24 protein-coding genes are annotated in these 25,166 nt (G+C 36.7%); 16 read left to right on the forward strand and 8 right to left on the reverse strand.

Going from position 1 to position 25,166, the window contains the following annotated elements; all coding sequences use genetic code 11:
- Nucleotides 1-48: 48 nt before the first annotated feature.
- The 3 genes from trpA (at nucleotide 49) to C0430_RS06240 (ending at nucleotide 2,706) form a co-directional block, all read left to right on the forward strand.
- A complete protein-coding gene (trpA, locus tag C0430_RS06230; protein ID WP_290866738.1) occupies nucleotides 49-810 on the forward strand; it encodes a tryptophan synthase subunit alpha in 762 nt (253 codons plus the stop codon).
- Nucleotides 811-964: 154 nt separating this feature from the next.
- Nucleotides 965-1,858, forward strand: coding sequence for a restriction endonuclease (locus C0430_RS06235; protein ID WP_290866741.1), 894 nt, complete (start codon nucleotides 965-967; stop codon nucleotides 1,856-1,858).
- Between the two features lie 227 nt (nucleotides 1,859-2,085).
- On the forward strand, nucleotides 2,086-2,706 hold the full coding sequence (locus C0430_RS06240) for a hypothetical protein (protein WP_290866743.1): 621 nt from the start codon (nucleotides 2,086-2,088) through the stop codon (nucleotides 2,704-2,706).
- Nucleotides 2,707-2,854: 148 nt separating this feature from the next.
- Here the strand turns inward: C0430_RS06240 and C0430_RS06245 are convergent, their stop codons facing one another.
- The gene (locus C0430_RS06245) at nucleotides 2,855-3,409 is read right to left on the reverse strand and encodes a DUF4494 domain-containing protein (protein ID WP_290866747.1); all 555 of its coding nucleotides are present in this window, start codon (nucleotides 3,407-3,409) and stop codon (nucleotides 2,855-2,857) included.
- Nucleotides 3,410-3,617: 208 nt separating this feature from the next.
- Here C0430_RS06245 and lipA point away from each other — a divergent pair, with 208 nt between their 5' ends.
- From lipA to C0430_RS06260, 3 genes are all read left to right on the forward strand, one after another.
- Nucleotides 3,618-4,517, forward strand: a complete 900-nt coding sequence (gene lipA / locus C0430_RS06250; protein WP_290866750.1) for a lipoyl synthase — start codon at nucleotides 3,618-3,620, stop codon at nucleotides 4,515-4,517.
- 73 nt (nucleotides 4,518-4,590) lie between these two features.
- Entirely contained in the window at nucleotides 4,591-5,583 is a 993-nt protein-coding gene (gene gap, locus C0430_RS06255) for a type I glyceraldehyde-3-phosphate dehydrogenase (protein WP_290866753.1), read from the forward strand.
- 113 nt (nucleotides 5,584-5,696) lie between these two features.
- Nucleotides 5,697-7,808 carry an ATP-binding protein gene (locus tag C0430_RS06260; RefSeq protein WP_366559309.1) on the forward strand — a complete coding sequence of 704 codons (2,112 nt, stop codon included), beginning with the start codon at nucleotides 5,697-5,699 and terminating at the stop codon, nucleotides 7,806-7,808.
- A 6-nt stretch (nucleotides 7,809-7,814) separates the two neighbouring features.
- On the opposite strand, the gene C0430_RS06265 is transcribed toward C0430_RS06260, so the two are convergent.
- Nucleotides 7,815-8,627 carry a purine-nucleoside phosphorylase gene (locus C0430_RS06265; RefSeq protein WP_290866759.1) on the reverse strand — a complete coding sequence of 271 codons (813 nt, stop codon included), beginning with the start codon at nucleotides 8,625-8,627 and terminating at the stop codon, nucleotides 7,815-7,817.
- Nucleotides 8,599-9,630 (reverse strand): tetraacyldisaccharide 4'-kinase, encoded by a 1,032-nt coding sequence (lpxK, locus tag C0430_RS06270; RefSeq protein WP_290866762.1) that lies wholly within the window; start codon nucleotides 9,628-9,630, stop codon nucleotides 8,599-8,601. Before lpxK ends, C0430_RS06265 begins: the two co-directional genes overlap by 29 nt.
- Before the next feature lie 81 nt (nucleotides 9,631-9,711).
- Between lpxK and C0430_RS06275 the strand changes: the two genes are divergently transcribed.
- From C0430_RS06275 to rluF, 4 genes are all read left to right on the forward strand, one after another.
- Entirely contained in the window at nucleotides 9,712-10,806 is a 1,095-nt protein-coding gene (locus C0430_RS06275; protein ID WP_290866765.1) for a Nif3-like dinuclear metal center hexameric protein, read from the forward strand.
- A gap of 10 nt (nucleotides 10,807-10,816) precedes the next feature.
- A complete protein-coding gene (locus C0430_RS06280) occupies nucleotides 10,817-11,596 on the forward strand; it encodes a C4-type zinc ribbon domain-containing protein (RefSeq protein WP_290866768.1) in 780 nt (259 codons plus the stop codon).
- Between the two features lie 101 nt (nucleotides 11,597-11,697).
- The gene (locus tag C0430_RS06285) at nucleotides 11,698-12,546 is read left to right on the forward strand and encodes an alpha/beta hydrolase (RefSeq protein ID WP_290866771.1); all 849 of its coding nucleotides are present in this window, start codon (nucleotides 11,698-11,700) and stop codon (nucleotides 12,544-12,546) included.
- Nucleotides 12,547-12,588: 42 nt separating this feature from the next.
- A complete protein-coding gene (rluF, locus tag C0430_RS06290; protein WP_290866774.1) occupies nucleotides 12,589-13,401 on the forward strand; it encodes a 23S rRNA pseudouridine(2604) synthase RluF in 813 nt (270 codons plus the stop codon).
- A 69-nt stretch (nucleotides 13,402-13,470) separates the two neighbouring features.
- Here rluF and C0430_RS06295 read toward each other — a convergent pair whose 3' ends face one another.
- The 3 genes from C0430_RS06295 to C0430_RS06305 form a co-directional block, all read right to left on the reverse strand.
- Nucleotides 13,471-14,352, reverse strand: coding sequence for a bifunctional 5,10-methylenetetrahydrofolate dehydrogenase/5,10-methenyltetrahydrofolate cyclohydrolase (locus tag C0430_RS06295; RefSeq protein ID WP_290866777.1), 882 nt, complete (start codon nucleotides 14,350-14,352; stop codon nucleotides 13,471-13,473).
- A 132-nt stretch (nucleotides 14,353-14,484) separates the two neighbouring features.
- Nucleotides 14,485-15,834 (reverse strand): signal recognition particle protein, encoded by a 1,350-nt coding sequence (gene ffh, locus C0430_RS06300; RefSeq protein ID WP_290866780.1) that lies wholly within the window; start codon nucleotides 15,832-15,834, stop codon nucleotides 14,485-14,487.
- Between the two features lie 141 nt (nucleotides 15,835-15,975).
- The gene (locus C0430_RS06305; RefSeq protein WP_290866784.1) at nucleotides 15,976-17,043 is read right to left on the reverse strand and encodes a hypothetical protein; all 1,068 of its coding nucleotides are present in this window, start codon (nucleotides 17,041-17,043) and stop codon (nucleotides 15,976-15,978) included.
- A 258-nt stretch (nucleotides 17,044-17,301) separates the two neighbouring features.
- Here C0430_RS06305 and C0430_RS06310 point away from each other — a divergent pair, with 258 nt between their 5' ends.
- From C0430_RS06310 to C0430_RS06320, 3 genes are read left to right on the forward strand one after another with little or no spacing between them, the layout of a single operon-like run.
- Nucleotides 17,302-17,820: a sigma-70 family RNA polymerase sigma factor gene (locus C0430_RS06310; RefSeq protein WP_290866787.1), complete on the forward strand. Its 519-nt coding sequence runs from the start codon at nucleotides 17,302-17,304 to the stop codon at nucleotides 17,818-17,820.
- Between the two features lie 46 nt (nucleotides 17,821-17,866).
- Complete coding sequence (locus C0430_RS06315) at nucleotides 17,867-18,766, forward strand: FecR family protein (RefSeq protein ID WP_290866791.1); 900 nt, start codon at nucleotides 17,867-17,869, stop codon at nucleotides 18,764-18,766.
- Nucleotides 18,767-21,301 carry a TonB-dependent receptor plug domain-containing protein gene (locus C0430_RS06320; RefSeq protein ID WP_290866794.1) on the forward strand — a complete coding sequence of 845 codons (2,535 nt, stop codon included), beginning with the start codon at nucleotides 18,767-18,769 and terminating at the stop codon, nucleotides 21,299-21,301. It abuts the gene before it with no gap.
- 136 nt (nucleotides 21,302-21,437) lie between these two features.
- On the opposite strand, the gene C0430_RS06325 is transcribed toward C0430_RS06320, so the two are convergent.
- Entirely contained in the window at nucleotides 21,438-21,902 is a 465-nt protein-coding gene (locus tag C0430_RS06325) for a hypothetical protein (protein WP_290866797.1), read from the reverse strand.
- 115 nt (nucleotides 21,903-22,017) lie between these two features.
- Nucleotides 22,018-23,100 carry a hypothetical protein gene (locus tag C0430_RS06330; RefSeq protein ID WP_290866800.1) on the reverse strand — a complete coding sequence of 361 codons (1,083 nt, stop codon included), beginning with the start codon at nucleotides 23,098-23,100 and terminating at the stop codon, nucleotides 22,018-22,020.
- A gap of 407 nt (nucleotides 23,101-23,507) precedes the next feature.
- On the opposite strand from C0430_RS06330, the gene C0430_RS06335 reads away from it, so the two are divergent.
- From C0430_RS06335 to C0430_RS06345, 3 genes are read left to right on the forward strand one after another with little or no spacing between them, the layout of a single operon-like run.
- Nucleotides 23,508-23,903: a hypothetical protein gene (locus C0430_RS06335; RefSeq protein WP_290866804.1), complete on the forward strand. Its 396-nt coding sequence runs from the start codon at nucleotides 23,508-23,510 to the stop codon at nucleotides 23,901-23,903.
- Nucleotides 23,904-23,941: 38 nt separating this feature from the next.
- On the forward strand, nucleotides 23,942-24,802 hold the full coding sequence (locus tag C0430_RS06340; RefSeq protein ID WP_290866807.1) for a DUF5777 family beta-barrel protein: 861 nt from the start codon (nucleotides 23,942-23,944) through the stop codon (nucleotides 24,800-24,802).
- An 18-nt stretch (nucleotides 24,803-24,820) separates the two neighbouring features.
- Nucleotides 24,821-25,159: a hypothetical protein gene (locus C0430_RS06345; protein ID WP_290866810.1), complete on the forward strand. Its 339-nt coding sequence runs from the start codon at nucleotides 24,821-24,823 to the stop codon at nucleotides 25,157-25,159.
- Nucleotides 25,160-25,166: the final 7 nt, after the last annotated feature.

Here is a 25,166-nt window from a genome sequence, read left to right on the forward strand (position 1 = left end):
ACTGAACCCGACATTTCAAGAAATTGCCTGGGTTTAAAAACAAATACAATGAACAGAATAAATCAAAAGTTACAAGAAGACAAAAAAATACTTTCCATCTATTTTTCGGCTGGATATCCCAATTTGAATGACACGGTACAAATCATCCAAGATTTGGAAAAAAGCGGTATCGACATGATCGAAATCGGGTTGCCGTTCAGCGATCCATTGGCTGATGGACCAACGATTCAAGCCAGTTCGACCCAAGCTTTGCACAACGGAATGACCACGCAAGTTTTGTTTGACCAACTGAAAGACATTCGTAAAACGGTATCGATTCCATTAGTGATTATGGGTTATTTCAACCCAATGTTGCAATACGGCGTGGAAGCTTTTTGCCAAAAATGTGCCGAAATTGGTATCGATGGCTTGATTATTCCCGACCTTCCCGTGGATGTGTATGCGGACGAATACAAAGCTACTTTCGACAAATACGGACTCAAAAACATCTTCCTGATTACGCCACAAACTTCGGACGAACGCATTCGTTTTATCGACAGCGTTTCGGATGGATTTATTTATATGGTGAGTTCTGCGAGTGTTACGGGTTCACAATCCGGTTTTGGAAATACACAGGAAACTTATTTCAAACGCATCGCCGACATGCAACTGAAAAATCCTCAAATTGTAGGTTTCGGAATCAGCAATCAGGAAACTTTCAACCAAGCCACACAATTTGCCAAAGGAGCGATTATTGGTAGTGCTTTTATCACGCACTTGAAAGAAAACGGAAGCGGAAAAATTGAAAGTTTTGTAAAGGCGATTCGATAAGTAGTTTTTCTTAAAAATTATTAAACCGCAAATTCGCAAATTATTAAGCATAGAATGCTTTGTATAATTTGCGAATTTGTGTTTTTTTTTAAGAATACTTTTATATATTTGATATAGATATAAAGCAAAGAAAACCAAACAACCATAATAATTAATGAATATAGAAATTCCCAAATTTCACGAAACTTTTAATCCAATACTTGAAATCTTAAGTAATGGAGAAACCATTCACACAAGAGAATTGCAAAAAATGGTTATAGAAAGATATTTTTCTAATTTATCTGAAGAGCAATTAACTGAAAAAACTAAATCTGGAGAGAATTTAATAAATAACAGAATTGCTTGGGGTAAATCTTATTTGAAGAAAGGTGGTTATATTTCTTATCCAGAAAGAGGAAATGTAAAAATTACAGAAAAGGGATTAAAACAGAAATCTGAATTGTCTTTAAAAAATGTCGTTGAAGATTCTGGTATTGAAAACTTTTATTCAGAGGAGAATCTAAAAAACAATAATAGAAAAATAGAAATTAAAGAAATAGTAAACTCTTCCCCACAGGATTTAATTGACAAAGGTTTTTCACAAATTGAAAGTGAAGTAAAAAATGATTTACTAGAAAAATTAAAAACCATAGATCCATATTATTTTGAGAAAGTAATTTTGATTTTACTTAAAAAAATGGGTTACGGAGAATTCATTGAAACTTCTAAATCTGGTGATGGTGGAATTGACGGAATAATAAATGAAGACAAATTAGGTTTGGATAAAATATATATTCAAGCAAAAAGATTTAGTGAAAATAAAGTAAGAGAAAAAGACATTAGAAATTTTATTGGTGCAATGAGTGGAGATACAAACAAAGGAGTTTTTGTAACAACATCACTGTTTGATAATGGCGCAATTGAAAAAGCAAAAAATGCTCATCACAAAATTATTCTTCTTGATGGTAATAAACTAGTTGATTTAATGCACGAGTTTAACGTTGGAATTCAAATAAAAGCAACATACGAAGTCAAACAACTTGATGAAGATTTTTTCGAGGAACAATAAACCCACTGGTGCTCGTCTGCGACGAGTACCTACTTTAAATTAGTAGTCAAATCGTAGCGTTTGCAACGCGGATTATCATAAATAGCCTCAACGAAGCAAAATATACCCACTTTATAGCCATTCAACTTAACTGAAGAAATTCTATTATCTCTCTGACTTCCAGTAAAACAACACCCTTTTAAATCTCTTAAAATCCGTAACTTAGTACATCGCTAAACGTCATGATTATGAGAGCTTTACTTTTTATTATCCTGCTCTTGACACTGCAATCCTGTGCCACAAAAAAGTACGTCAAGACGCGACTGCTACCCGAAGGAATAAAATCGGCTACGGAAGAAACTTATGTGGTGATGGACAACCAAAAAAAACTTTTGCAGAAAAAACAGATGGTCTTTACCCAGAACGGCCGCATCAAATACTCCAAAACAGTTGATGCTTCGGGCAATCTATTGCAGGAAACCAAAAAGAAATTGTGGTTTGTGGTGGAAAGGTATCCAAATAAAGAGCCGTATTACTGCAAAACCCGCTGGAAACCCAACCAGCGCGAACGCATCAGTTGCTACACCCAAAAACAACACAAACAAAACGAAACCATTTATCATTACAATCCGGATGGAACCATCAACAAAATAGTGGATAATTTCACCACTTTCAACACCGAGTATTTTTATTACACGAACAATGAACTCTCCAAAATTGTCACCAAGGACAAAAACGGCAAACTTGTTGACGAAGTTGCAATAAACTGTGAGGCCAAAGATGAAAAAGGCAGTTGTCTAAAACAAACTAGAGTTTCGACAAAAACAAACCATAAAGAAGAGATTCTTTTTTCTCCAAATTATGATTGATTCCCAGCTCGCACATTATCAAGATAAGGATAATTTGGTTGCTGCTGTGTCATTTCGACCAACGGGAGAAATCACATAAGTTGCTCTCGTAATGTGATTTCTCCTTCGTCGAAATGACAAAAAGGGATCTATTATAATCCATTTATAATCAATAACTCTCCGCCACAACCTCGGCATCAAACTCCATAGTATCTTCTAATTCCGAAGCTTTTTCGGGTTTGGAAGCTTTAAGCGCATTGAATTTTTCCATTTGTTCCAATTCATCTTCTTCACCAGAGAAATAAGGAAAAACATCCATAATTGGTGATTCGGAAATGGCAGGAATGGTGTAATCGCCCATCGTGCCTTTCATCACTTGAATCGTGTTGTCAAAAGCTTCTTTGACATCGTTGGCCTGCAATAAAACGTACATGTTCGTCTTGCGTTCCTTGCCGCTTTCTTCGTCATACGCCATCAAGGAAACCTTGGATTTAAACCAACGATCGGCATTTTCGAATGGGTGAATTTCGGCATAATTCGCCACTTTTATGTTCGTGATCTTGAATTCTTCACTAATGTAAGCCTTCATTTCTTCGTTTATTCTGGACTCGGCTTCGGTATAGGACAAAGCATCTACCAAATAAGGTTCGGTAGTAACTTTTTGGTTTCCAATTTCATCCGTTTTTCTGTATTTTACTTTGCATTCGTACCACATTGCGCTCATAATTTCTCGTTTTTTTAAGGACGCCAAATATAGAAGAAAGATTTTAGAATTTAGACTTCGGATTTTAGATTATAAAACTATATATTGACGACTTTTGATTAAAAAAAGTAAAACAAATCACTTCCTATTTATTCAAGTAAAATCTAAAATCTAAAATCCGAAATCTAAAATCACTTTTCCTTATCTTTGCAGCTTCAAAAAATAATTTATGGGAACTGTTTTAGAAAATGAATCAGCGGTTGGAACTCAAGGCGTAACCGAACAAGGCATCGCCAAACCAAAATGGTTGAGAGTAAAACTTCCAATTGGCCAAAAATATACGGAACTTCGAGGTTTGGTTGATAATTACAAATTGAACACCATTTGTACCTCGGGAAGTTGCCCAAATATGGGCGAATGCTGGGGAGAAGGAACGGCAACTTTCATGATCTTGGGAAATATCTGTACGCGTTCTTGCGGATTTTGCGGCGTAAAAACCGGAAGACCCGAAACCGTGGACTGGGATGAACCGGAAAAAGTGGCACGTTCCATCAAATTGATGAGCATCAAACACGCCGTAATCACCAGCGTGGACAGGGATGATTTGAAAGATGGAGGTTCCATTATCTGGATGGAAACCGTGAGAGCCATTCGCAGAATGAACCCAAACACGACTTTGGAAACTCTGATTCCAGATTTTCAAGGCATCGAAAGAAACATAGACCGAATCGTGGAAGCCAATCCAGAAGTGGTTTCGCATAACGTGGAAACCGTTCGAAGATTGACTCGCGAAGTGCGCATTCAAGCCAAATACGACCGAAGTTTGGAAGTGTTGAGATATTTGAAAGAACAAGGAATCAACAGAACCAAATCGGGAATTATGTTGGGTCTGGGCGAATTGGAAGAAGAAGTTTTCCAAACGATGCGTGACCTGAAAAATGCCAATGTAGATATTGTAACCATAGGCCAATACTTGCAACCCAGCAAAAAACATTTGCCCGTAAAAGAATTTATTACGCCGGAACAATTCGCCAAATACGAAAAATTTGGTTTGGAATTAGGCTTCCGCCACGTGGAAAGCGGCCCATTGGTGCGTTCTTCTTACAAAGCGCAAAAACATATTCTTTAAAAATTGTTTCAAGTTTAACGTTTAAAGTTGCTCAACTTGAAACTTTAAACCTGAAACTTTAAACGAAAAAAAATTGAAAACAAGAATTGCCATAAACGGTTTCGGAAGAATTGGACGAAATTTATTTCGCCTGCTTTTGAACCATCCCACCATTGAAGTCGTGGCCATCAACGACATCGCCGACACCAAGACGATGGCGCATTTGATTAAATACGACAGCATTCACGGTGTTTTGCCTTTCGAAGTTTCCCACGATGAAAAAGGAATCTTCGTTGACGGCAAACAATTCCTGTTTTTTCACGAAAAAAGCATTTCCAACCTGGATTGGAAATCAATAAACATTGACGTGGTGGTGGAATCGACCGGAAAATACAAATCTTTCGACGAAATCAACGCCCATATATTGGCTGGAGCCAAAAAAGTGATTCTCTCCGCTCCTGCCGAAGTAGATTCCATAAAAACGGTGGTTCTCGGTGTCAACGAACACATTCTGGACGGAACCGAAACCATCATTTCAAATGCCAGTTGTACCACCAACAACGCTGCCCCGATGATGAAAGTCATCAACGAACTTTGCGGCATCGAGCAGGCCTACATCACGACCATTCACTCGTTTACCACGGACCAAAGCTTGCACGACCAACCGCACAAGGATTTGCGTCGCGCTCGTGGAGCGAGTCAATCCATAGTTCCAACAACAACGGGTGCTGCCAAGGCATTGACGAAAATTTTTCCGGAATTTGAAGGTAAAATTGGGGGTTGCGGGATTCGCGTTCCCGTTCCCGATGGTTCATTAACGGACATTACTTTCAACGTAAAACGTGCCGTGACAATAGAAGAAATCAACGCAGCATTCCAACTTGCTTCGCAAACTTATTTGAAAGGAATTTTGGATTATACGGAAGACCCAATTGTTTCCGTGGACATCCTTGGCAACAGGAATTCCTGCTTGTTTGACGCCCAACTCACGTCCGTAATTGATAAAATGGTAAAAGTTGTGGGCTGGTACGATAACGAGATTGGCTACTCTTCTCGAATTATTGATTTAATTATTTTGACTACTTAATAAATAATTTATTATCTTTATTTCCTGCCACAGATTATCATATACATTAAATGAGATTCTTAACACTATTTTTTTTTCTCTTTAGTTCGCTTTCTTTTTCTCAAAAGAATAATTTGGTTGAGAAAATAGACAGTGTTGCTTATTACAGCAAACTTGCCAATTCCAGCGCAAGTGAGAATAAATATAGAAATGCGCTTTATTACACCCAGAAAGCCATCAATTTTTCGAAAGCAAACCATCAAAAAGAAGCCCAAGCAAACCAAACTTACAGCTTGGGAAAACTGTATTATGACGTCAAAAAATATGATGATGCCATAAAAGCGTTTCTTAAAAGCGTATCATTGTCGAAAACCTTGAAACCCTCATCCATTCAAGCAACCACTTATTACTATCTTGGTTTGTGTTACATCAAAAAAGAGGATTTTTCGAACGCAAAAATTAGTTTTGACAAAGCACAATCATGCTATGACACCTTGGAAATAACTACTACTGCCGATTTATTAAATCTTCAAAGGGGAATTATTTACAAATCCAAAGGCGATTCAGATACGGCATTTACCATTTTCAGTACAATCATAGCAAGACCTGACAACCCAGCTCTTTTAGACACAAAAGCAGAGGCTTTATATCAAATAGGAACCATCGAAATGGCTCGCAACAGAAATAATTTGGCATTAAATTATTTCAACAAAGCCTTGGATTTGAATGCAAAAAATAAAAATCTGGAACAGAAATCGGATATTTTGCTGGCTTTGAGCGCTGTTCATGAAAAAATGTTAGATAAAAACAATGCCTATACTTATTTGAAACAACACTCCAATCTAAAAGAAAGCATATCACTCATAGACAACGAAAAACTGGGTGTTGATGATTACGAAAAATTCAAGGAATCCGAACGGCTAAAAGAGATTGCTGAAATAAATAAAGAGAACATTCAGAAGGAAAAAACCAGTAAATTTTCTAAATTGATTAGTATTCTTGCGATTGCCTTGATTTCAATATTGTCCTTATTGAGTTTGTCTTTGTACAAAAACAATATCATCAGAACCCAATCCAATTTATTATTGGAAGAAAAAAACAGGGAATTGATCCTGGCCAAAGAAAAAGCGGAAAAAGCCTCAAATGCCCGAACCGAATTTCTTTCGACGGTGAGTCACGAATTAAGAACTCCTTTGAATGCCATCAACGGAATTGCCCATTTGCTATTGGAAGACAGGCCGAAGAAATCACAAATGAACTATCTCGAGTCGCTGCAATTCTCGGGCAATTACCTAACCAATTTTATCAATGACATTCTGGAAATCAATAAAATAGACTCCAGCAAAGTCCAAATCGAGAACATCAATTTTAATCTCAAGCTGTTACTGGAGAACATTCAAAATTCCTTGAAGGAATTGGCATCGGCAAACAACAATAATTTCAATCTAGAAATTGATTCGGATATTCCTGATTATTTAATTGGTGACCCTACAAAACTGTCACAAATATTAATGAATTTAATCAACAATGCCTTGAAATTTACCCACAATGGAGAGGTTAACGTGATAACAAAACTCATTGCATCGGAAGACAAAAAAGCATTCGTATACTTTGAAGTAAAAGATAGCGGAATAGGAATTCCGGAAGACAAATTAGAAACTGTATTTGACAGTTTTTCCCAAGGTTCTGTTGGAATCAACAGAAAATATGGCGGAACCGGTTTAGGATTGACCATCGTAAAGAAATTGGTCGTAATTTTAGGCGGGGAAATAAAACTCGAAAGTGTCGTGGACAAAGGATCTTCTTTTTCATTTAAATTGCCCTTTAAAGTTTCCAAAAAACCTGTAAAAGTTTCCAAAAAATTAAAACCAAACAATGATTGCAATTTAAAAGACAAAAAAATATTGGTCGTTGAGGACAACAAAATCAATCAAATGGTTTCCAAAAAAATGTTGGAAAACAAAGGTGTAGTTTGCAAAATAGTGGACAATGGAGAAGACGCGATAGAAATAGCCAAAAACAATACGTATGACATGATTTTAATGGACGTTCATTTGCCCGGAATAAACGGAACAATTGCCACAAAAAAAATCAGGGAATTTGACACTACAACGCCAGTTATAGCACTTACGGCAATTTCACTAAATGAAAACAGGAAAATGCTTTTATCCTTCGGAATGAATGATGTCATCACGAAACCGTTCGTCCCTGAAAATTTTTATGCGATTATTTCTAAACATATTTAGAAAATTCTAATATTCCAAAATCAATTCCTTGATTAGAATTCTCACCTTGGGTTCCGCACTTTTTGCCGCTTCCAAAACTTCGTCGTGAGAAATGGTTTCAATGCTGTCTTCATCGCCCATATCCGTAATTACCGATAACCCAAAAGTCTCCAATTCCATGTGACGCGCCACGATTACCTCGGGAACTGTTGACATTCCCACGCAATCAGCGCCAATGTTTTTCACCATTTTATATTCGGCAAGGGTTTCAAATGTTGGTCCTTGAAGTCCTAGATAAATACCATCTTGCACTTTAATATTAAGATTTCCAGCTAATTCTTTGGCTTTCAAAATCATGTTTTTCGAATAAGGCTCGCTCATGTTCACGAATCTTGGTCCAAAACGTTCATCATTTTTTCCTCGCAAAGGGTGTTCCGGCATCATGTTAACGTGGCCTTTAATCAGCACGATATCGCCTACTTTGTAATTCGAATTTACACCACCGGAAGCATTGGAAACAATTAATTTTTCGACACCCAAATATTTCATTACTCTTACTGGAAATGTAACTTCCTTCATGGAATAACCTTCATAAAAATGAAAACGACCTTGCATGGCAACCACTTTTTTGGCTCCAATGGTTCCAAAAACCAAGGCACCTTTGTGACCTTGAACTGTCGAAACAGGAAAATTTGGAATTTCAGTGTAAGGCAAGGTGAATTCAATTTGAATATCATCCGTAAAACTACCCAATCCTGAACCTAGAATCACGCCATATTCTGGAGTGAAATTGGTTTTTGCTTTTATAAAACTAACGGTTTCTTGTACTTGTTCCCACATAATTTGTAATGATTTTATCAAAATTATCTCCGGCTCCGGCTGAAAGAAAAGCACTTCGTATGGGCAAATAGAAAAGCTGCTCTTTTGGAATACTGCCTTTCAGTCTCACGAAATCTTTTTCGGTGGTGATAATTTTCTTGTTTTGTGATTTATTTTCTATCTCTTTAATGTCGCTTTCCGTAAAATGATGATGGTCCGGAAAAACTAATTTTTCATCATTCTCGCTTTGCAAATATGCAAAAAACGGATTGGGTTTTGCGATTCCGGCCAAAAGTAATTTATCAACAATCTTGATTTCGCTCACTTTCATCGTTTTGTCTTCTGAATATACCAATTCATCATAATCGATAAACGAAAAAAACAATTCTTGATGGGGCAAAAGTTTTAATTTAGCCTTGATTTTATTTTGTTCAACAAGCGAAAGAGTGGCTGGACACTTGGTGACAACAATTATGTTCGCTCTTTTGGCACCGTTTTTACTTTCACGCAAATTTCCCGTTGGCAACATAAAATCATCAGCATACAAATCACCGTAAGAAGTAAGTAAAATATAAAGACCCGCCTTTACTTTTCGGTGCTGAAAAGCATCGTCCAGCAAGATTACTTCTGGTTTTTCCGTTTGGGAAAGCAATTGTTCAATCCCGTTTTTCCTGTTGGCATCAACCGCGACTTGAATGTTGTTGAATTTTGTGTAAAACTGGAAAGGTTCGTCCCCAAGGATTTCAGCATTCGAAGTGGAATCAGCCAAAACAAAACCTTCAGACTGTCTTTTATAACCGCGACTTAAAGTGGCTATCTTGTATTTTGGCGAAAGCAAGCGAATTAAATATTCGATTTGGGGTGTTTTTCCCGTACCGCCAACACTGAGGTTTCCGACAGCAATAATGGGAACATCAAAAGAATACGATTTCAGCATTCCTTTATCAAAAAGAAAATTCCGAATACTTGTAATCAAACCATACAAAACGGCAAAAGGAAAGAGTATTTTTCGAACTAAATTCATTCTACGAAAGTATACTATTTTATCATTATAAAAAAGTTGGCGTATTAATTCCTTAACTTTGTTTACTCGAAAAAAGCAAAAATGAAGATTAAAGAAATAATTTCCGTACTCGAAGAAATGGCGCCTCTCGCCTATGCCGAAGATTTTGACAATGTGGGTTTATTAGTTGGAAACAAAGACTCGGAAGCCACGGGAGTTTTGGTTTGTCACGACGCTTTGGAAAACGTGATTGACGAAGCGATTGCCAAAAATTGCAATTTGGTCGTTTGTTTTCATCCCATCTTGTTTTCAGGATTGAAAAAAATCACGGGCAAAAACTACGTGGAACGCTCCATCATCAAAGCCATAAAAAACGACATTGCGATTTATGCCGTTCACACCGCCTTGGACAATCATCAAGACGGCGTGAACAAAATATTTTGTGATGCTTTGGGATTGACCAATACCAAAATCCTGATTCCGAAAACCAATTTTATTCGAAAATTAGTTACGTACACGATTCCAGAAAATGCCGAAAAACTGCGAAATGCCTTGTTTGATGCTGGTGCAGGCAACATTGGCAACTATGAAAATTGTAGTTTCAATTCGAAAGGCATTGGCACTTATATGGGCAACGAACACAGCAATCCCGAAATTGGAGAGCGTTTTGAATTTGTGGAAGGCGACGAAATAAAAATCGAATTGATTTTCGAAAAACATTTGGAAAACAAAATCCTGAAAGCGCTTTTCAAAAATCACGTTTACGAAGAAGTGGCTTATGAAATTTATGATTTGCAGAACAAAAATCAAAACATAGGCTTGGGAATGATTGGCGAATTGAATGTTCCTATGGAGGAAAAAGAATTCCTGAATTTCGTCAAGGAAAAAATGCAGGCCGACGGCATTCGACACAGCTCGTTTTTAGGCAAGTCCATAAAAAAAGTGGCCGTGTTGGGAGGCTCGGGAAGTTTTGCCATCAAAAATGCCATTCAGGCCGGAGCAGATGCTTTTTTGACGGCTGACTTGAAGTATCATCAATTTTATGAAGCCGAAAATCAGTTAATTTTGGCCGATATTGGTCATTTTGAAAGCGAACGTTATACAAAAAATTATATTGTTGATTTTCTTAGGAAAAAAATCCTTAATTTTGCAATCGTTTTATCAGAAGAAAATACAAATCCAGTTAAGTACTTATAGACAATAGAATATGGCGACTACAAAAGAATTGAGTGTTGAAGACAAATTAAGAGCAATTTACGATTTACAATTAATCGACTCTAGAATTGATGAAATCAGAAACGTGAGAGGTGAACTTCCTCTTGAAGTAGAAGATTTAGAAGATGAAGTTGCAGGATTAAGCACGCGTTCAGAAAAATTGAAAAGTGAACTTGAAACTATTGAAGAGCAAATCAAAATAAGAAAAAATTCTATCGATGAGCACAAAGAAGCCATCAAAAGATACACCAAACAACAAGAAACGGTTCGCAACAACAGAGAATTCAACTCCTTGACCAAAGAAGTTGAGTTTCAAGAATTGGAAATTCAATTGGCCGAGAAGCAAATCAAGGAAATGAAAGCTTCTATCGAACACAAGAAAGAAATCATTTCACAATCAAAAGAGCGATTAGAGACTAAATCGAATCACTTAAAACATAAAAAATCAGAATTAGACGCCATTATGGCTGAAACTGCCAAAGAAGAAGCGTTCTTGTCTGAAAAATCCAATGAATTCAGGGCAACTATTGAAGACCGATTAATGGCTGCTTATGATAGAATTCGTTCCAGCGTTCGCAACGGATTGGCTGTTGTTTCTATCGAAAGAGGAGCATCTGCAGGATCATTCTTTACGATTCCACCACAAACACAAGTGGAGATTGCTGCCAGAAAAAAAATCATCACTGATGAACACTCCGGAAGAATCTTGGTGGACAGTGTATTGGCCGAAGAAGAGAAAGAAAAAATGGAACAGCTTTTTGCCAAGTTCTAAAAATACTTGAGTCCCGATAAACATCGGGACTTTTTTTATATTACATTTAGTCCGCTATGCGGACTTTTATTTTTTAATGACGTGGCAAACCAATTTATTCCATGAAAAAAACATTTTATTTTTTGTTGACCAAATCGATAGGATTTTATATCAACCTACTGAGTTTTGTATTTCCCAAAAAAGCAATTCAAATCGCCCACGCCTATTTTAGCGAACCCAGAAAAGGGAAATTAAACAAAGGAAAACTTCCAAAAACATTCCAAGATGCCGATTTAGAAGCCATCCAGTATAATGAGGACACGATTCAAACCTACATTTGGAAAGGAAACGACACCATTATTATGCTAATTCACGGTTGGGAAAGCAATTCTTCCAGATGGAAAAAAATGTTGCCTTATCTGAAAAAATCAGGCAGTACCATTATCGCCATCGATGGTCCAGCCCAAGGATTGTCCAGCGGCAAAGAATTTACGGTTACCAAATATGCCGAATTCATGGATATCGTATCCAAAAAATACCAACCACACTATATTATTGGTCATTCTCTGGGAGGAAAAGCGAGTTTGTATTACCAATACAAATACCAAAATCCCGGCATTCAAAAAATGGTAACGTTAGGAGCTCCAAGTGATTTTAAGATCATTTTGAACAATTTCATTAGACTGTTAAGTTTAAATAATAAAGTAGAAAAAGCATTGAAAAGCAAATATACCGTCTTGTTAAATCATGATCTCGATTTGTTTACAGCACAAGAATTCGCTTCCAAAATTGAGGTAAAAGGTTTTTTGGCACACGATATTGACGACACCGTAGTATTATTCAAAGAAGGCAAAAAAATAGCCGATTCATGGAAAAATGTACAATTTATGGAAACAAAAGGATTGGGACACAAACTACACGATGCTGATTTGTACCAAAAAGTGTATCAGTTTTTATTTGAAACGGAATAACTGGATTAGAAATCTCCAAAATTAATTGTTTACTTTTGCATTATGGAAGAAAATCTAAAACGTCTCAATAAATTCATCGGGGAAACAGGCTTTTGCTCTCGCCGTGAAGCCGACAAAATCATTGAAGAAGGTCGCGTCACCATCAATGGTGTCGTCCCAGAATTAGGAACCAAAGTGGGGCCAGACGACGAAGTGCGCATTGACGGGAAATTAATTCGGGAGAAAAGAGAAAAACCAATTTATCTGGCTTTCAACAAACCTGTAGGCATCGAATGTACCACCAACTTGGAAGTGCGCAACAACATCGTGGATTACATCAATTATCCCACACGTATTTTCCCTATTGGCCGATTGGACAAAGCTAGTGAAGGCTTGATTTTTATGACCAACGACGGCGATATCGTCAACAAGATTCTTCGTGCGAGAAACAACCACGAAAAAGAATATACCGTGACAGTCAACAAACTCATCACCGACCGTTTTATCGAAAGAATGAGCAATGGCGTACCTATTTTAGACACGGTTACCCGAAAATGCAAGGTGGAAAAAATCAGTTCGACCACTTTTAAAATTATCTTGACCCAAGGATTAAACCGTCAAATTCGTAGAATGTGCGAATATCTGGGCTATGAAGTGACGGCTTTGAAACGCATTCGCATCATCAACATTTCATTGGATGTTCCCGTGGGAAGATTTCGTGATTTGACCGATGCCGAAATCAAGGAATTGAACCAATTGATTGAACCTTCAAGCAAAACCGAAGAAGCGAGTTTACCCAAAACGGAAGCACCAAAACGCAGAACGGAATTTATTAAAAGAGACGATCCGAGATTCAAAAAACGAGGGAATTATTAGACAAACGATATCAAAAAGCAAAAACCCAAGACTTTCATCTTGGGTTTTTGCTTTTATATTTGTGAAATATTATTTTCTACTTCTGATTTTACGAGCTAAAAGCGTGTTTTTCAACAACATCGCTATGGTCATCGGCCCTACTCCACCCGGAACCGGAGTGATGAAAGAAGATTTCTTGCTCACGCCGTCAAAATCAACGTCGCCTTTGATTACATAACCTTTAGCATTCGAGGCATCTTCCACACGAGTGATTCCAACGTCAATAATTACCACGCCATCTTTAACCATGTCGGCTTTTAAAAATTCAGGAACTCCCAAAGCCGTAATAATGATGTCGGCATTTTTGGTGTATTCTTCCAAGTTTTTAGTGCGGCTGTGTGTCAAGGTTACCGTTGAATCTCCAGGATATCCTTTGCGACTCATCAAGATACTCATTGGTCTTCCCACGATGTGGCTGCGCCCAATAACCACGGTATGTTTACCTGAAGTTTCCACTTTGTAACGCTCCAACAATTCCATGATTCCAAATGGTGTCGCCGGCAAAAATGTTTCCATTTCCAAAGCCATTTTACCAAAATTCGCAGGATGAAAACCATCCACGTCTTTATCAGGATCGATGGCCATCAGGATTTTTTCCTCGTCGATGTGTTTTGGCAAAGGCAATTGAACAATATAACCGTCCAAATCATCATCTTCATTCAATTCCTTGATTTTTTCCAACAATTCACTTTCAGTAATTGTTTCCGGCAAAGCAACTAAAGTGGATTCAAAACCAATTTGTTGACATGAGCGTACTTTACTTCCTACGTAAGTCAAACTGGCTCCGTTTGTACCAACAATAACTGCTGCCAAATGAGGTACTTTTTGCCCGTCTGCCTTCATTCTTTGAACTTCGGCAGCAATCTCGCTTTTAATGTCTTCCGATGTCTTTTTTCCGTCTAATATTTGCATAAAAACTGTCTATGTTTTTGGTTTATTGTTTGTTGTTTATGGCTTGACTAAAATTACACTCATAAACATTTTTTGGTATCACAAATCTGAACAATTTTCCAGCATTACAAAACTGAACACTGAACACTTTTTTTATCTCATTCCGGGCATTCCGCCTTTCATGTTCCCCATCATCTTCATCATGTTTTTTCCACCCGGACCTTGCATCATCTTCATCATTTTGCTCATTTGATCGAACTGTTTCATCAACTGGTTGACTTGCTCAATTTTTGTTCCGGAACCTTTTGCGATTCTGGCTTTTCTTTTCACGTCTATGATAGCCGGTTTTGTTCTTTCTTTTGGCGTCATCGAATGAATAATGGCTTCGATATGTTTGAAAGCGTCGTCTTCAATTTCAACATCTTTCATTGCTTTTGTAGCTCCCGGAATCATTCCAACCAAGTCTTTCATGTTACCCATTTTCTTCACTTGTTGAATTTGGGAAAGGAAATCATCAAAACCGAATTCGTTTTTGGCGATTTTCTTTTGGATTTTTCGGGCTTCTTCTTCGTCAAATTGCTCTTGTGCTCTTTCTACCAAAGACACAACGTCTCCCATTCCTAGGATACGTTCCGCCATACGATCTGGATAAAACACGTCGATGGCTTCCATTTTCTCGCCAGTTCCCACAAATTTAATCGGTTTATTAACCACCGATTTAATGGAAATTGCAGCTCCACCACGAGTATCACCGTCTAATTTAGTCAAGATGACACCGTCAAAATTCAATCGGTCGTTGAAGGCTTTTGCAGTATTCACGGCATCTTGTCCTGTCATCGAATCGACAACAAACAAGGTTTCCTGAGGTTTGATGGCTTGATGAACATTCGAAATTTCAGTCATCATCGCTTCATCAACGGCCAAACGACCTGCGGTATCTATAATCACGACATTCAAATCTTGGTGTTTTGCAAAACTGATGGCGTTTTGAGCAATAATCACCGGATTTGTGTTGTCTGGTTCTGAATAAACATCCACTCCTATCGACTCTCCAACTACGTGCAATTGCTTTATGGCCGCGGGACGATAGATATCACAAGCAACCAAAAGCGGCTTTTTCCCTTTTTTGGTTTTAAGATAATTGGCCAATTTTCCAGAAAAAGTGGTTTTTCCAGAACCTTGCAATCCCGACATCAAAATAACGGTTGGATTTCCAGAAAGATTCACTCCCGCAACATCGCCTCCCATCAATTCGGTTAGCTCGTCTTTGACCAACTTTACCAATAATTGTCCCGGTTGCAACGTGGTCAACACGTTTTGTCCTATTGCTTTTTCTTTTACTTTGGTGGTAAAATCTTTGGCAATTTTAAAGTTGACGTCGGCATCCAATAAAGCACGACGCACTTCCTTTAGGGTTTCGGCTACGTTAACTTCGGTTATTTTTCCGTGACCTTTAAGTATGTGAAAGGCTTTGTCTAATTTATCGCTTAAATTATCGAACATAATGGTAATTATCTTTTATTGAGGTGCAAATATAAGCTAAAGTTGCAAAGTCACAAAGTTACAAACTTGCAAAATTTCGATATTATTCATTAAAAAAACCAGTCCTCTCGGCTGGTTTTTTGTTGCTATTTAATTTTTAGATTATTTTTTTTCAAAATAAAGGTAATGGTTGTCATTACTTCCTCCTTCTTTTCTAAACCGCAGTTGCGAATTATTAAATTCAAACACTTTCCAGTCTTCATCCAATTGATGCAGTAAATCTGGACTAAAATTTACTTTAAATTCCCTGAGACCATTATTTATTTTGGTTTCCCATTGACCACTTACGGAAATTCCTAATTTTGTGGCAATGACTGTTTGATCTTTTTTGAAAATAAATTCATAACCATTGTACAATGAAGTTCTTTCAAAATCATCGTAAAAATAAGAAACTCTCCATACGCCTTGCGTCAGCGTAGTTATAAAATCGATTGCTGGATTGGTGTTCTCCTTGCAATTGTCAATCGCATACTTGATGGCATTTTCTAACTGGGAATTATTTGCAATTGCCGTTACTTTGTTATTGTTGTCCGTTATCGAAATGGGATAACTTAGGGCAATGAATTGGTTTTCCTTTAGATTGTTTATGAAACTAAAAAAAGAAGAATCATTTTTTATCTGTACTGAACTCGCCACTTGATTGGCGCTATTGTAAATATTGATAGTTATGGGATAATTAATGTTGAGACAGTTGATTTTGGACAACAAATCGGGTTCATTTGCCCAATATGACAATAATGACTCAAATTCTGGTTGGCTTGAAATAACTTTTTCCACATAATTATAATAGACCATTGTCACGGGAAAAGTAATTCTCACAATGTCGTTATCATTGGGAAAAGCATTGATATTGTCCAATACTTTTTGATAATCGGCGGAGGAATTGATCGAAATAACTACATTGTTCACGGTAACTTTGTAGGGAAATTTTATAGTGCAATAACTGGAGTTGTCTATCAGGTTGTCTTCAATCGTTTTTACCATCGCCACCCTTTGCAAATAAGTAGTAAGCGGGGAAGACTTTGTTATCGTTGCCTGTGTATTGTACACTTGCTCTTCCACTTCGCTTTGGCAAGAGAACAGGAATAGCAAACTTAGTATCGCTAAATAGTGTAACTGTTTTTTAAAACTTAACATGGCATCTTTTTGGTCAACTGTAATAAAATTCAAATTTATCAATTTCTTTTAACAAATTCGACATTTGTCATAATTGCATTTCATATTCCTTAACTTAGAGCAGAACATTTGACTTATTCATTCAAAATAAATTAATTTTTCCAATCAAAATATTATGATAAAAACTGCGTTGGACTTTCCTAAGCAAACATTAAGTTGGGTCATACCTTCATAAAACAATTTAGTTTACATTTACCCTACTCAAATTAAAAATAAATTTATATTTGCCAAGTCAAAATTGAATACTAAAAAATGACAAAAAACTACGAATCAAACACTTGTGATGAAATAATTTTTTCGTCTTTTTTTAAAACCCACTCCAAGTCGTTGCGCAACTTCCTTTTTTACAAATTTGGCAACAAAGATCAAGCGGAAGATTTAACGCAGGAAGCATTTATAAAACTTTGGCAAAATTGTGCTTCAGTTCCCATTGAAAAAGCAAAATCCTACATTTACACCATTGCCAACAACAGCTCGCTGAACGAAATCAAGCATAAAAAAGTAGTTTTGGAGTATGAAAACAATTTCACTGGTGCAGATAAAACAAATGAAAACCCGGAATTTATTTTAGAAGAAAAACAGTTCAAGAACAAACTTTTGAAAGCCATTGAAGATCTGAACGAGACCCAAAGAGTGGCTTTCTTGATGCACCGAATCGACAAAAAAAAATACAGTGAAATTGCCGAAGAATTGAACATCAGCGTAAAAGCCGTCGAAAAGCGGATACACTTGGCCTTGATCGAATTAAGAAAAACAATCGACCTCAAGTAGGGTAAACAAAGCATTAATTGTTCTATAAATAACAAGACCAAAAACGATGGAAAAAAATTACATCTTGACAAAATGGCTCAATGACGAATTGACGGAAGCGGAATTGGCTGAATTTAAAACCGATCCCGATTTTTACAACTACGAAAAAATAAAAAACTATTCTGCCCAATTAAAAGTCGCTGATTTTGACGAAGCAAAAGTTTTGGAGAACATTCTTGCCCATAAAAAAACTACACCCAAAGTCATTCCTTTATACAAAAATTGGATGTTTAGAGTGGCAGCCATCCTCGTGCTGGCATTGGGAATAACATTTACCCTGCGCAATTTTTCAGAAGAAACGCAATTTGCATCCAATGGAGCCAGAACAACATTTTCGCTCCCTGACAACTCGCAAGTCGTTTTGAATTCCGGTTCGGAAATTGAATATAAAAAATGGAATTGGGACAACCACAGAAACCTGGAATTAAACGGTGAAGCCTATTTTAGAGTGGCCAAAGGCAAAAAATTCGAAGTCAAAACGAATCTGGGGAAAGTGACCGTTCTTGGAACGCAATTCAACGTAAAAGCCAGAAAAAATCGTTTTGACATCACTTGTTTTGAAGGAAGAGTCAAAGTAAATTACAAAGACAAAGAAATTATTTTGACACCCGGAAAAAGTGTGGCTTTCGAAAACGGAAAACAGCTAAACCTATTGGTTGACACCCAAAAACCAGAATGGTTGGAAAACAAAATTGCCTTCAACAAGGAAAATTTAAGCAACATATTGGATGAAATTCAAAGGCAATACAATGTAACGATTGAGGTTAAAGCAGGATATTCCAACGAATTATTCACAGGAAAAATGCCACTCGACAACCTAGATGTTGCCCTGCAAATTATTGCAACAACCTATCATTTAAAACCAAATAAAATTAGCCCAAACAAAATAATTTTTGAAGGAAAATAAATGTTTTTTATAAAACGCAATTATGCTTTGTTTTTTTGCTTTGTTTTTGCCCTGAGTATAAAAGCTCAAGACGGAAACAAAGCAATTGCATTAAAAACAATCCTGCAAACCATCGAGAAGCAACATCACGTTTATTTTAACTATATAGAAGATGAAATTGCCATCGTCAAAATTGAACCACCAAAAAAATCATTGTCCTTAAGTGAAAAGATTGTTTATCTCCAAAAAAGAACCAATCTCCAATTCGAAAAAGTAGACAATAAATTCATCACCATAATCCCTAAAAAAGAAGTAAAACTAGTTTGTGGTTACGTATATTCCAAAAATGACAACCAGCCCCAAGAAGGAACAAACGTCCAGTTAATAAATGGCGGTAGCACAATGACTGATAAAAGAGGTTATTTTGAAATTAAAATAGAAGAAGCCACTGAAATTGGGATTAGCCATATTGGTTTTATCACTCAAAAAATAGCCGTCACCAATTTACTGAACAAAAATTGTCCCAAAATTTTTCTGGAGCTTGACGTTTTAAAGCTGGAAAATGTAACCGCAAATCATTATTTGGCGTCCGGAATTTCAAAAACAATCGATGGAACATTTGTAATAAAACCAAAGAAACTAGGAATCTTGCCCGGCTTGATTGAGCCTGACGTGTTACAAACCATGTTGCAAATTCCGGGTATTTACACTGCTGACGAAAGCCTTTCGAGCATCAATGTCAGAGGTGGAACCCATGACCAAAACCTCTTTTTGTGGAACGGAATTAAAATGTACCAAACCGGGCATTTTTTTGGTTTAATTTCTGCCTTCAATCCCAATCTGGCCAATACTGTTTCCATTTCAAAAAACGGAAGTTCCGCTTTTTACGGCGAAAGCGTTTCGAGTATCGTGGATATTTCTTCCAATACGAATAAATTAGAAAAAAACAGTTTTAGCGCCGGAATAAACATGATCAATCTTGATGTTTACTCGAAATTCAACATCAATAAAAATGGTTTCTTGGAAATTGCGGCCAGAAAATCCATCACGGATTTTGTAAAAACGCCCACTTATACCAAATACTATGACAAGGCTTTTCAAAACACGAGCGTTTCTGATTTTTCCACCTCACAAAACATAGCGTATCAAAATGACGAGAAATTTAGTTTTTACGACATCACGCTCAAATATTCGCAAAAAATTGGACTCAAAGACCATCTCGTTTTAGACCTGATAGCCATCAACGACCAACTTGAAGTGGATCAAAAAGCGACAATCAACGGCACTGTCCAATCGGAAAGCAATAGTTTATACCAAAAAAATCACGGAGCAAATATTTTATGGAAACGAAACTGGAACGATAAAAATAGTAGTAAAATCAATGTTTTTACCTCATCATACGAATTGGATGCCGAGAAAAACAAAATTCAGGACAACCAAATCGTAAAACAAGAAAACAGGGTATTGGACGATGGTTTTAAAATAGAAAACAACCATGTCGTTACTTCCAAATTTTCCATCAATGATGGATATCAATTTAATGAAATTGGATCGACAAATCTAGACCAAGTGAATACGCCGGCATTTTACCGAAAAATCAAAGAGGTTTTACGAACACACGCACTCATTGTGGAAGGAAAATACAACGACACGCTTTCGAAAATATATCTAAAAGCCGGAATGCGAGTAAATTATATTGAAGAATTTAAAAAACACCTTTTTGAGCCACGTTTACAGTTCAATTATGGCATTTCAAAAAGCTTGAGTCTGGAAGTTTTGGGAGAATTTAAAAGCCAAAACTGTTTTCAGGTCATTGATCTTCAAGAAGACTATTTTGGTGTTGAAAAAAGACGTTGGATAGTGTCAAACAACGGCACGATTCCCATCCAGAAAAGCAAACAAGCATCGATTGGGTTTTCTTTCAACAAGAATAATTGGTTGATAACCTTGGATAATTTTTATAAAAAAGTGAATGGAATCAACAGTTCGGGCCAAGGATTTCAAAACCAATTGGAGTTTGCAAAAATAAATGGTGATTATGAAGTTTTTGGTTCCGAAATATTGGTTCAAAAGAAAATAAACCATCTCATTACTTGGCTAAGTTATGCCTACAATGACAATAATTACCACTTTCCAGGTATTGAACAAACCAAATTTTCGAACAATTTCGAATTAAAACATGTCGTGTCGTGGGCGGGAACTTATGAAATAGGAAACCTAAAAATTGCATTGGGTTCAAAGTGGTATTCTGGAAGACCCGAAACAACTCCTGTTGGAATCAACAACAGTGACCCTTTAAATCCAACCATAGAATACAATACGCCAAACAATAAAAATCTGGACGATTTTTTCCAGGTTAATTTTTCGACAACCTACAAATGGGAAACTGCCCAAAAAATCCAATACAAACTGGGCTTGTCCATAATAAACGTATTCAACAAACAAAATGAAATTAGCGAATATTACCGGATAAATCCAGCTACAAATTCGATTGAAGACGTGAAAACCTATTCGCTTGAACGAACACCCAATTTGAGTTTTAGGGTGGCATTTTAATTTAAAACATCGTTACAACCTAACTTTTTTTGATACATTGGATTATCAAAATTAAAAACCGCCTCAAGTTGTGAGACGGTTGTTATTTTTAAAGAATTATTATTTGTTGACCTAGTCCTACAAAATTCTACTTGACTTAGTTAGTCCATATTCTATTTGTGGCAACAGCATTATGACAGCTGTTGCATGCACCCGATTCAATAGGTGTCGACATGGAATATGTTGAAGTGGCTCCCGTAACTGATGGATATAAGCCTCCCGTAAAATCAATGGCTGAAGTAGTATAAAAGTTGCCTTTGGCATCTACTTGTATTGTATATTTCAAGGTTCCTGTTTCGTTTGGTCCAGTATAAAGTTTTACCGTGGCATTAGGATTGACAACAGTGAGCGCCTGATTATAAACTGTTCCGGCAACTTTCCATACCGGGGCTTCTCCACCGCCAGGCTTGTGACAATTCATACAGTTTTGCCCCATATTATGACTTTCAGAACTTCCTGTTGTACTATCTTTTATTGAGCCATATTCATCTTCTGTTGAACAAGACTGCATCGTTGCCAGCAATGCCATAAGTGCAAATAGTGTAATTGATTTTTGTTTCATTTGTATTTTTTTTGATTATGGAATTTCATTTTTTTTATAATCAACAAAGTCTATTATTTGTAACAACAGAACAAATAACAGACTCTATTGTATTGAATTTTTGAAGTTGGATTAATTAGTTAGCCCAAATTCTTGCGGTGCCCGTACCTCCAGTATGACAACTGTTGCAAGCTCCGTTCGTTATAGAAGAACCCATATATTTTGTAGTGGTTGGACCTGTTACAGCAGGATATAAACCTCCCGTAAAATCAACGGTTTTTGCAGTATATAAATTCCCAAGTGCATCACCATTAAGAATGTATTTTAAGGTTCCGGTTCCGTTTGGCCCCGTATAAAATTTAATGACCATGTTTTTAGCTATCGAAGTTCCCGCAGAACTGCTGTAAGCTGTTCCGCCAATTACCCATACACCTTTGCTTCCAGCTGAAGTGCCAGGAGTGTGGCAACTCATGCAATTTTTTCCGGCATTATGACTTATAGTAGAACCTGAGGCACTACCCGTAAGCGTTATTGCTATTGATGTTGGTGGAGTTGGATTCACGGTAATGGTATAGGAAGATGGAATTCCTTTAACTCCGTTCACTGTTGGAGTAACTGTAATTGTAGCAATTATTGCGGTAGTTCCAGTATTTGTGGCTGTAAATTGTGGTACATTTCCTGAGCCACTGACGGCTAAACCAATAGCGGCATTTGAATTTGTCCAAGCAAAAGTTCCCCCTGCAGGAGTGCTGACAAAACTCGATGCAGCCACGGTACCTTTATCTGCCACTGTAATGTTTGCAGGAACAGTAACCGTTGGTGTTCCAGAACTTGGAGCTGTGGGAGTTACTGTAATGGTATAAGAAGAAGAAGTTCCTACAGTTCCGTTTAAAGTTGGCGTGACTGTAATGGTAGCAATTATCGTGGTAGCTCCACTATTTGTGGCTGTAAATTGAGGTACATTTCCTGAACCATTGGCAGCTAAACCAATAGCTGTATTAGAGTTTGTCCAAGCAAAAGTAGCTCCTGTGGGAGTACTTGTAAAGTTTGAAGTTGCTACCGCATCTCCTTTAGTTACTGTAATGTTGGCCGGAATCGATACCGTTGGCACAATGGGAGTTGTTGGATTTGAAATTGGTGCGTAAGGATTCTCAACTGTACACGATTGAAATGTAGTAATCATTAATAAGGCAAAGAAAGGAACTAGTTTAAGTTTCATAAATTATAGATTAAATTTTTATATTAAATTATTTATTTGTGCAAGTAGATTTGTTTCAATATGAAGCGTATTTAATGTTTGCTATACAGAAAACACTTTTACTTTAAATTACCCTACCCAAATAAAATAATTTTAAGAATTGCTGATTGGAACCACAAGAAAATCAGGAATAACTGATTTTTACGTAATGTCTTAAACCAAATCATCCAAAACTCAAGTTGGCACTAAATACACCATTATTCTACTACCCCGTCCATAATACTTGATCCATAGAGAAATTTTAATCCTTTGTTTATTTTTTCAATTATCAACTTTTTTTGGTAGGGTATTTTTCTGCAGAAATGTTTTAACTCTATGAAAAATGGAGACGTCTTTTTTCTTTAAAAACAAAAAACCTAAAATCAATAATGATGAACAAAAAGTTTAAAATTTTTATTTTCTCTGTTACACTGGTTGCAATTCTGGGCTTCACGGTATACAATTATGTCCTATATGGTGGCGCAAGAAATTTATCAACCGAAGAAACAGCCTTTACCGTTTCCTCAAAAAGCATTGCAGATGAATTTGTTTCCAATATTGAAATGTCAAATAAAAAATACCTGGAAAAAGCAATTGCCATAAAGGGCACCATCACCAAAATAACGGGCACCGAAGTGATTATAGATAATTCCATTATTTGCAATTTAAAGGAATTAGATCCCAGCATAACAAAAAACCAAGTCATAATCATGAAAGGCAGAGTTGTAGGCTATGATGATTTAATGGGTGAATTAAAATTAGACCAATGTTTTAAAGCTTCTTAAGTTAAATCAGTAATTAAAAATTAAATCAAATTATGGGAATGAAAAAATTTTTTTCTTTTGTGTTAGTGTTTCTTACCGTAGGATATGCCACTGCACAAGATGACTTATTAGATCAACTAAATGCCGAAAAATCGAATGTAAAAGACAAAGAAACTACCGCTTTCAAGGGACTGCAAATCTGTAACATGCAATCTACAAAGATGACGGCTAAAGGCGAATGGTATATGGTAATTTCGCACCGTTTTGGCGATTTGACCCTTGGATTGGACAATTTTTTTGGATTAGACAATGCTATGACAAAAATCGGGGGTATTTATGGCGTTACAAACTGGTTGTCACTTGGTGCATCGAGGCATACTTACAACAAATTATATGAATTGACAGCCAAATATAAATTCGCAGACCAAATAACAAATGGTTTCCCCTTGACCATTGTTGGTTACAATACCATGGATATAAATACGGCCTTGAGTACAGATCAATATCCCAATTTAAAAGCTACAAATCGATTGGCATACAGTTCACAATTACTGATGTCCAGAAAATTTTCTGAAGCTCTTTCTTTTGAAGTGGGAGGAGTTTATGTTCACAAAAATCTTTTTGACGAATCACAAGAGCTAGAAAATCAATATCTGGTCGCGGCAGGAGGAAGATGTAAATTATCTAAAAGATTAAGCGTGAATTTAGATTATGCCTACAAAGTAAATCAGTTGGAGAATGCTCCTTTATACCAGAATCCGTTGACTTTAGGTTTAGATATAGAAACTGGAGGACATGTTTTTCAAATGGTTTTTTCCAATAGCCAACCAATGAATGATGTTTCGGTATTTACCAATGCAACTGGTAATTGGAACGGAGGAAGTCTGTATTTTGGTTTTAACATGTACCGCGTTTTTTAAAAAATAAAAAGATAAATTATGAAAAAAACAATAATAATGATACTATTTGTGGCAGGTGCATTCCTAGCTTCATGCGAGTCCAATACCTACAATGAAATATCCGTTGTGGTAACAAATCCCACTTACACTGCAAATATTGAACCCGTCATCAAAGCGAACTGCATTGGCTGCCATTCTGCGGGAGGCACATACCCAACTTTGACGACTTACGCGCAAGTAAAAGTTTCAACTTCAACTGGAAATTTACTATGTAGAATCGACAAAACTTGTGGCTCGGTAATGCCTCCAAACGGAGCTCTGGCAACTCCAACAATAGATATGATTAAACTTTGGCAACAACAAGGATTCATAAATTAAACAACAT

It is taken from the genome of Flavobacterium sp. (genome assembly GCF_013823965.1).
Taxonomy (GTDB): domain Bacteria; phylum Bacteroidota; class Bacteroidia; order Flavobacteriales; family Flavobacteriaceae; genus Flavobacterium.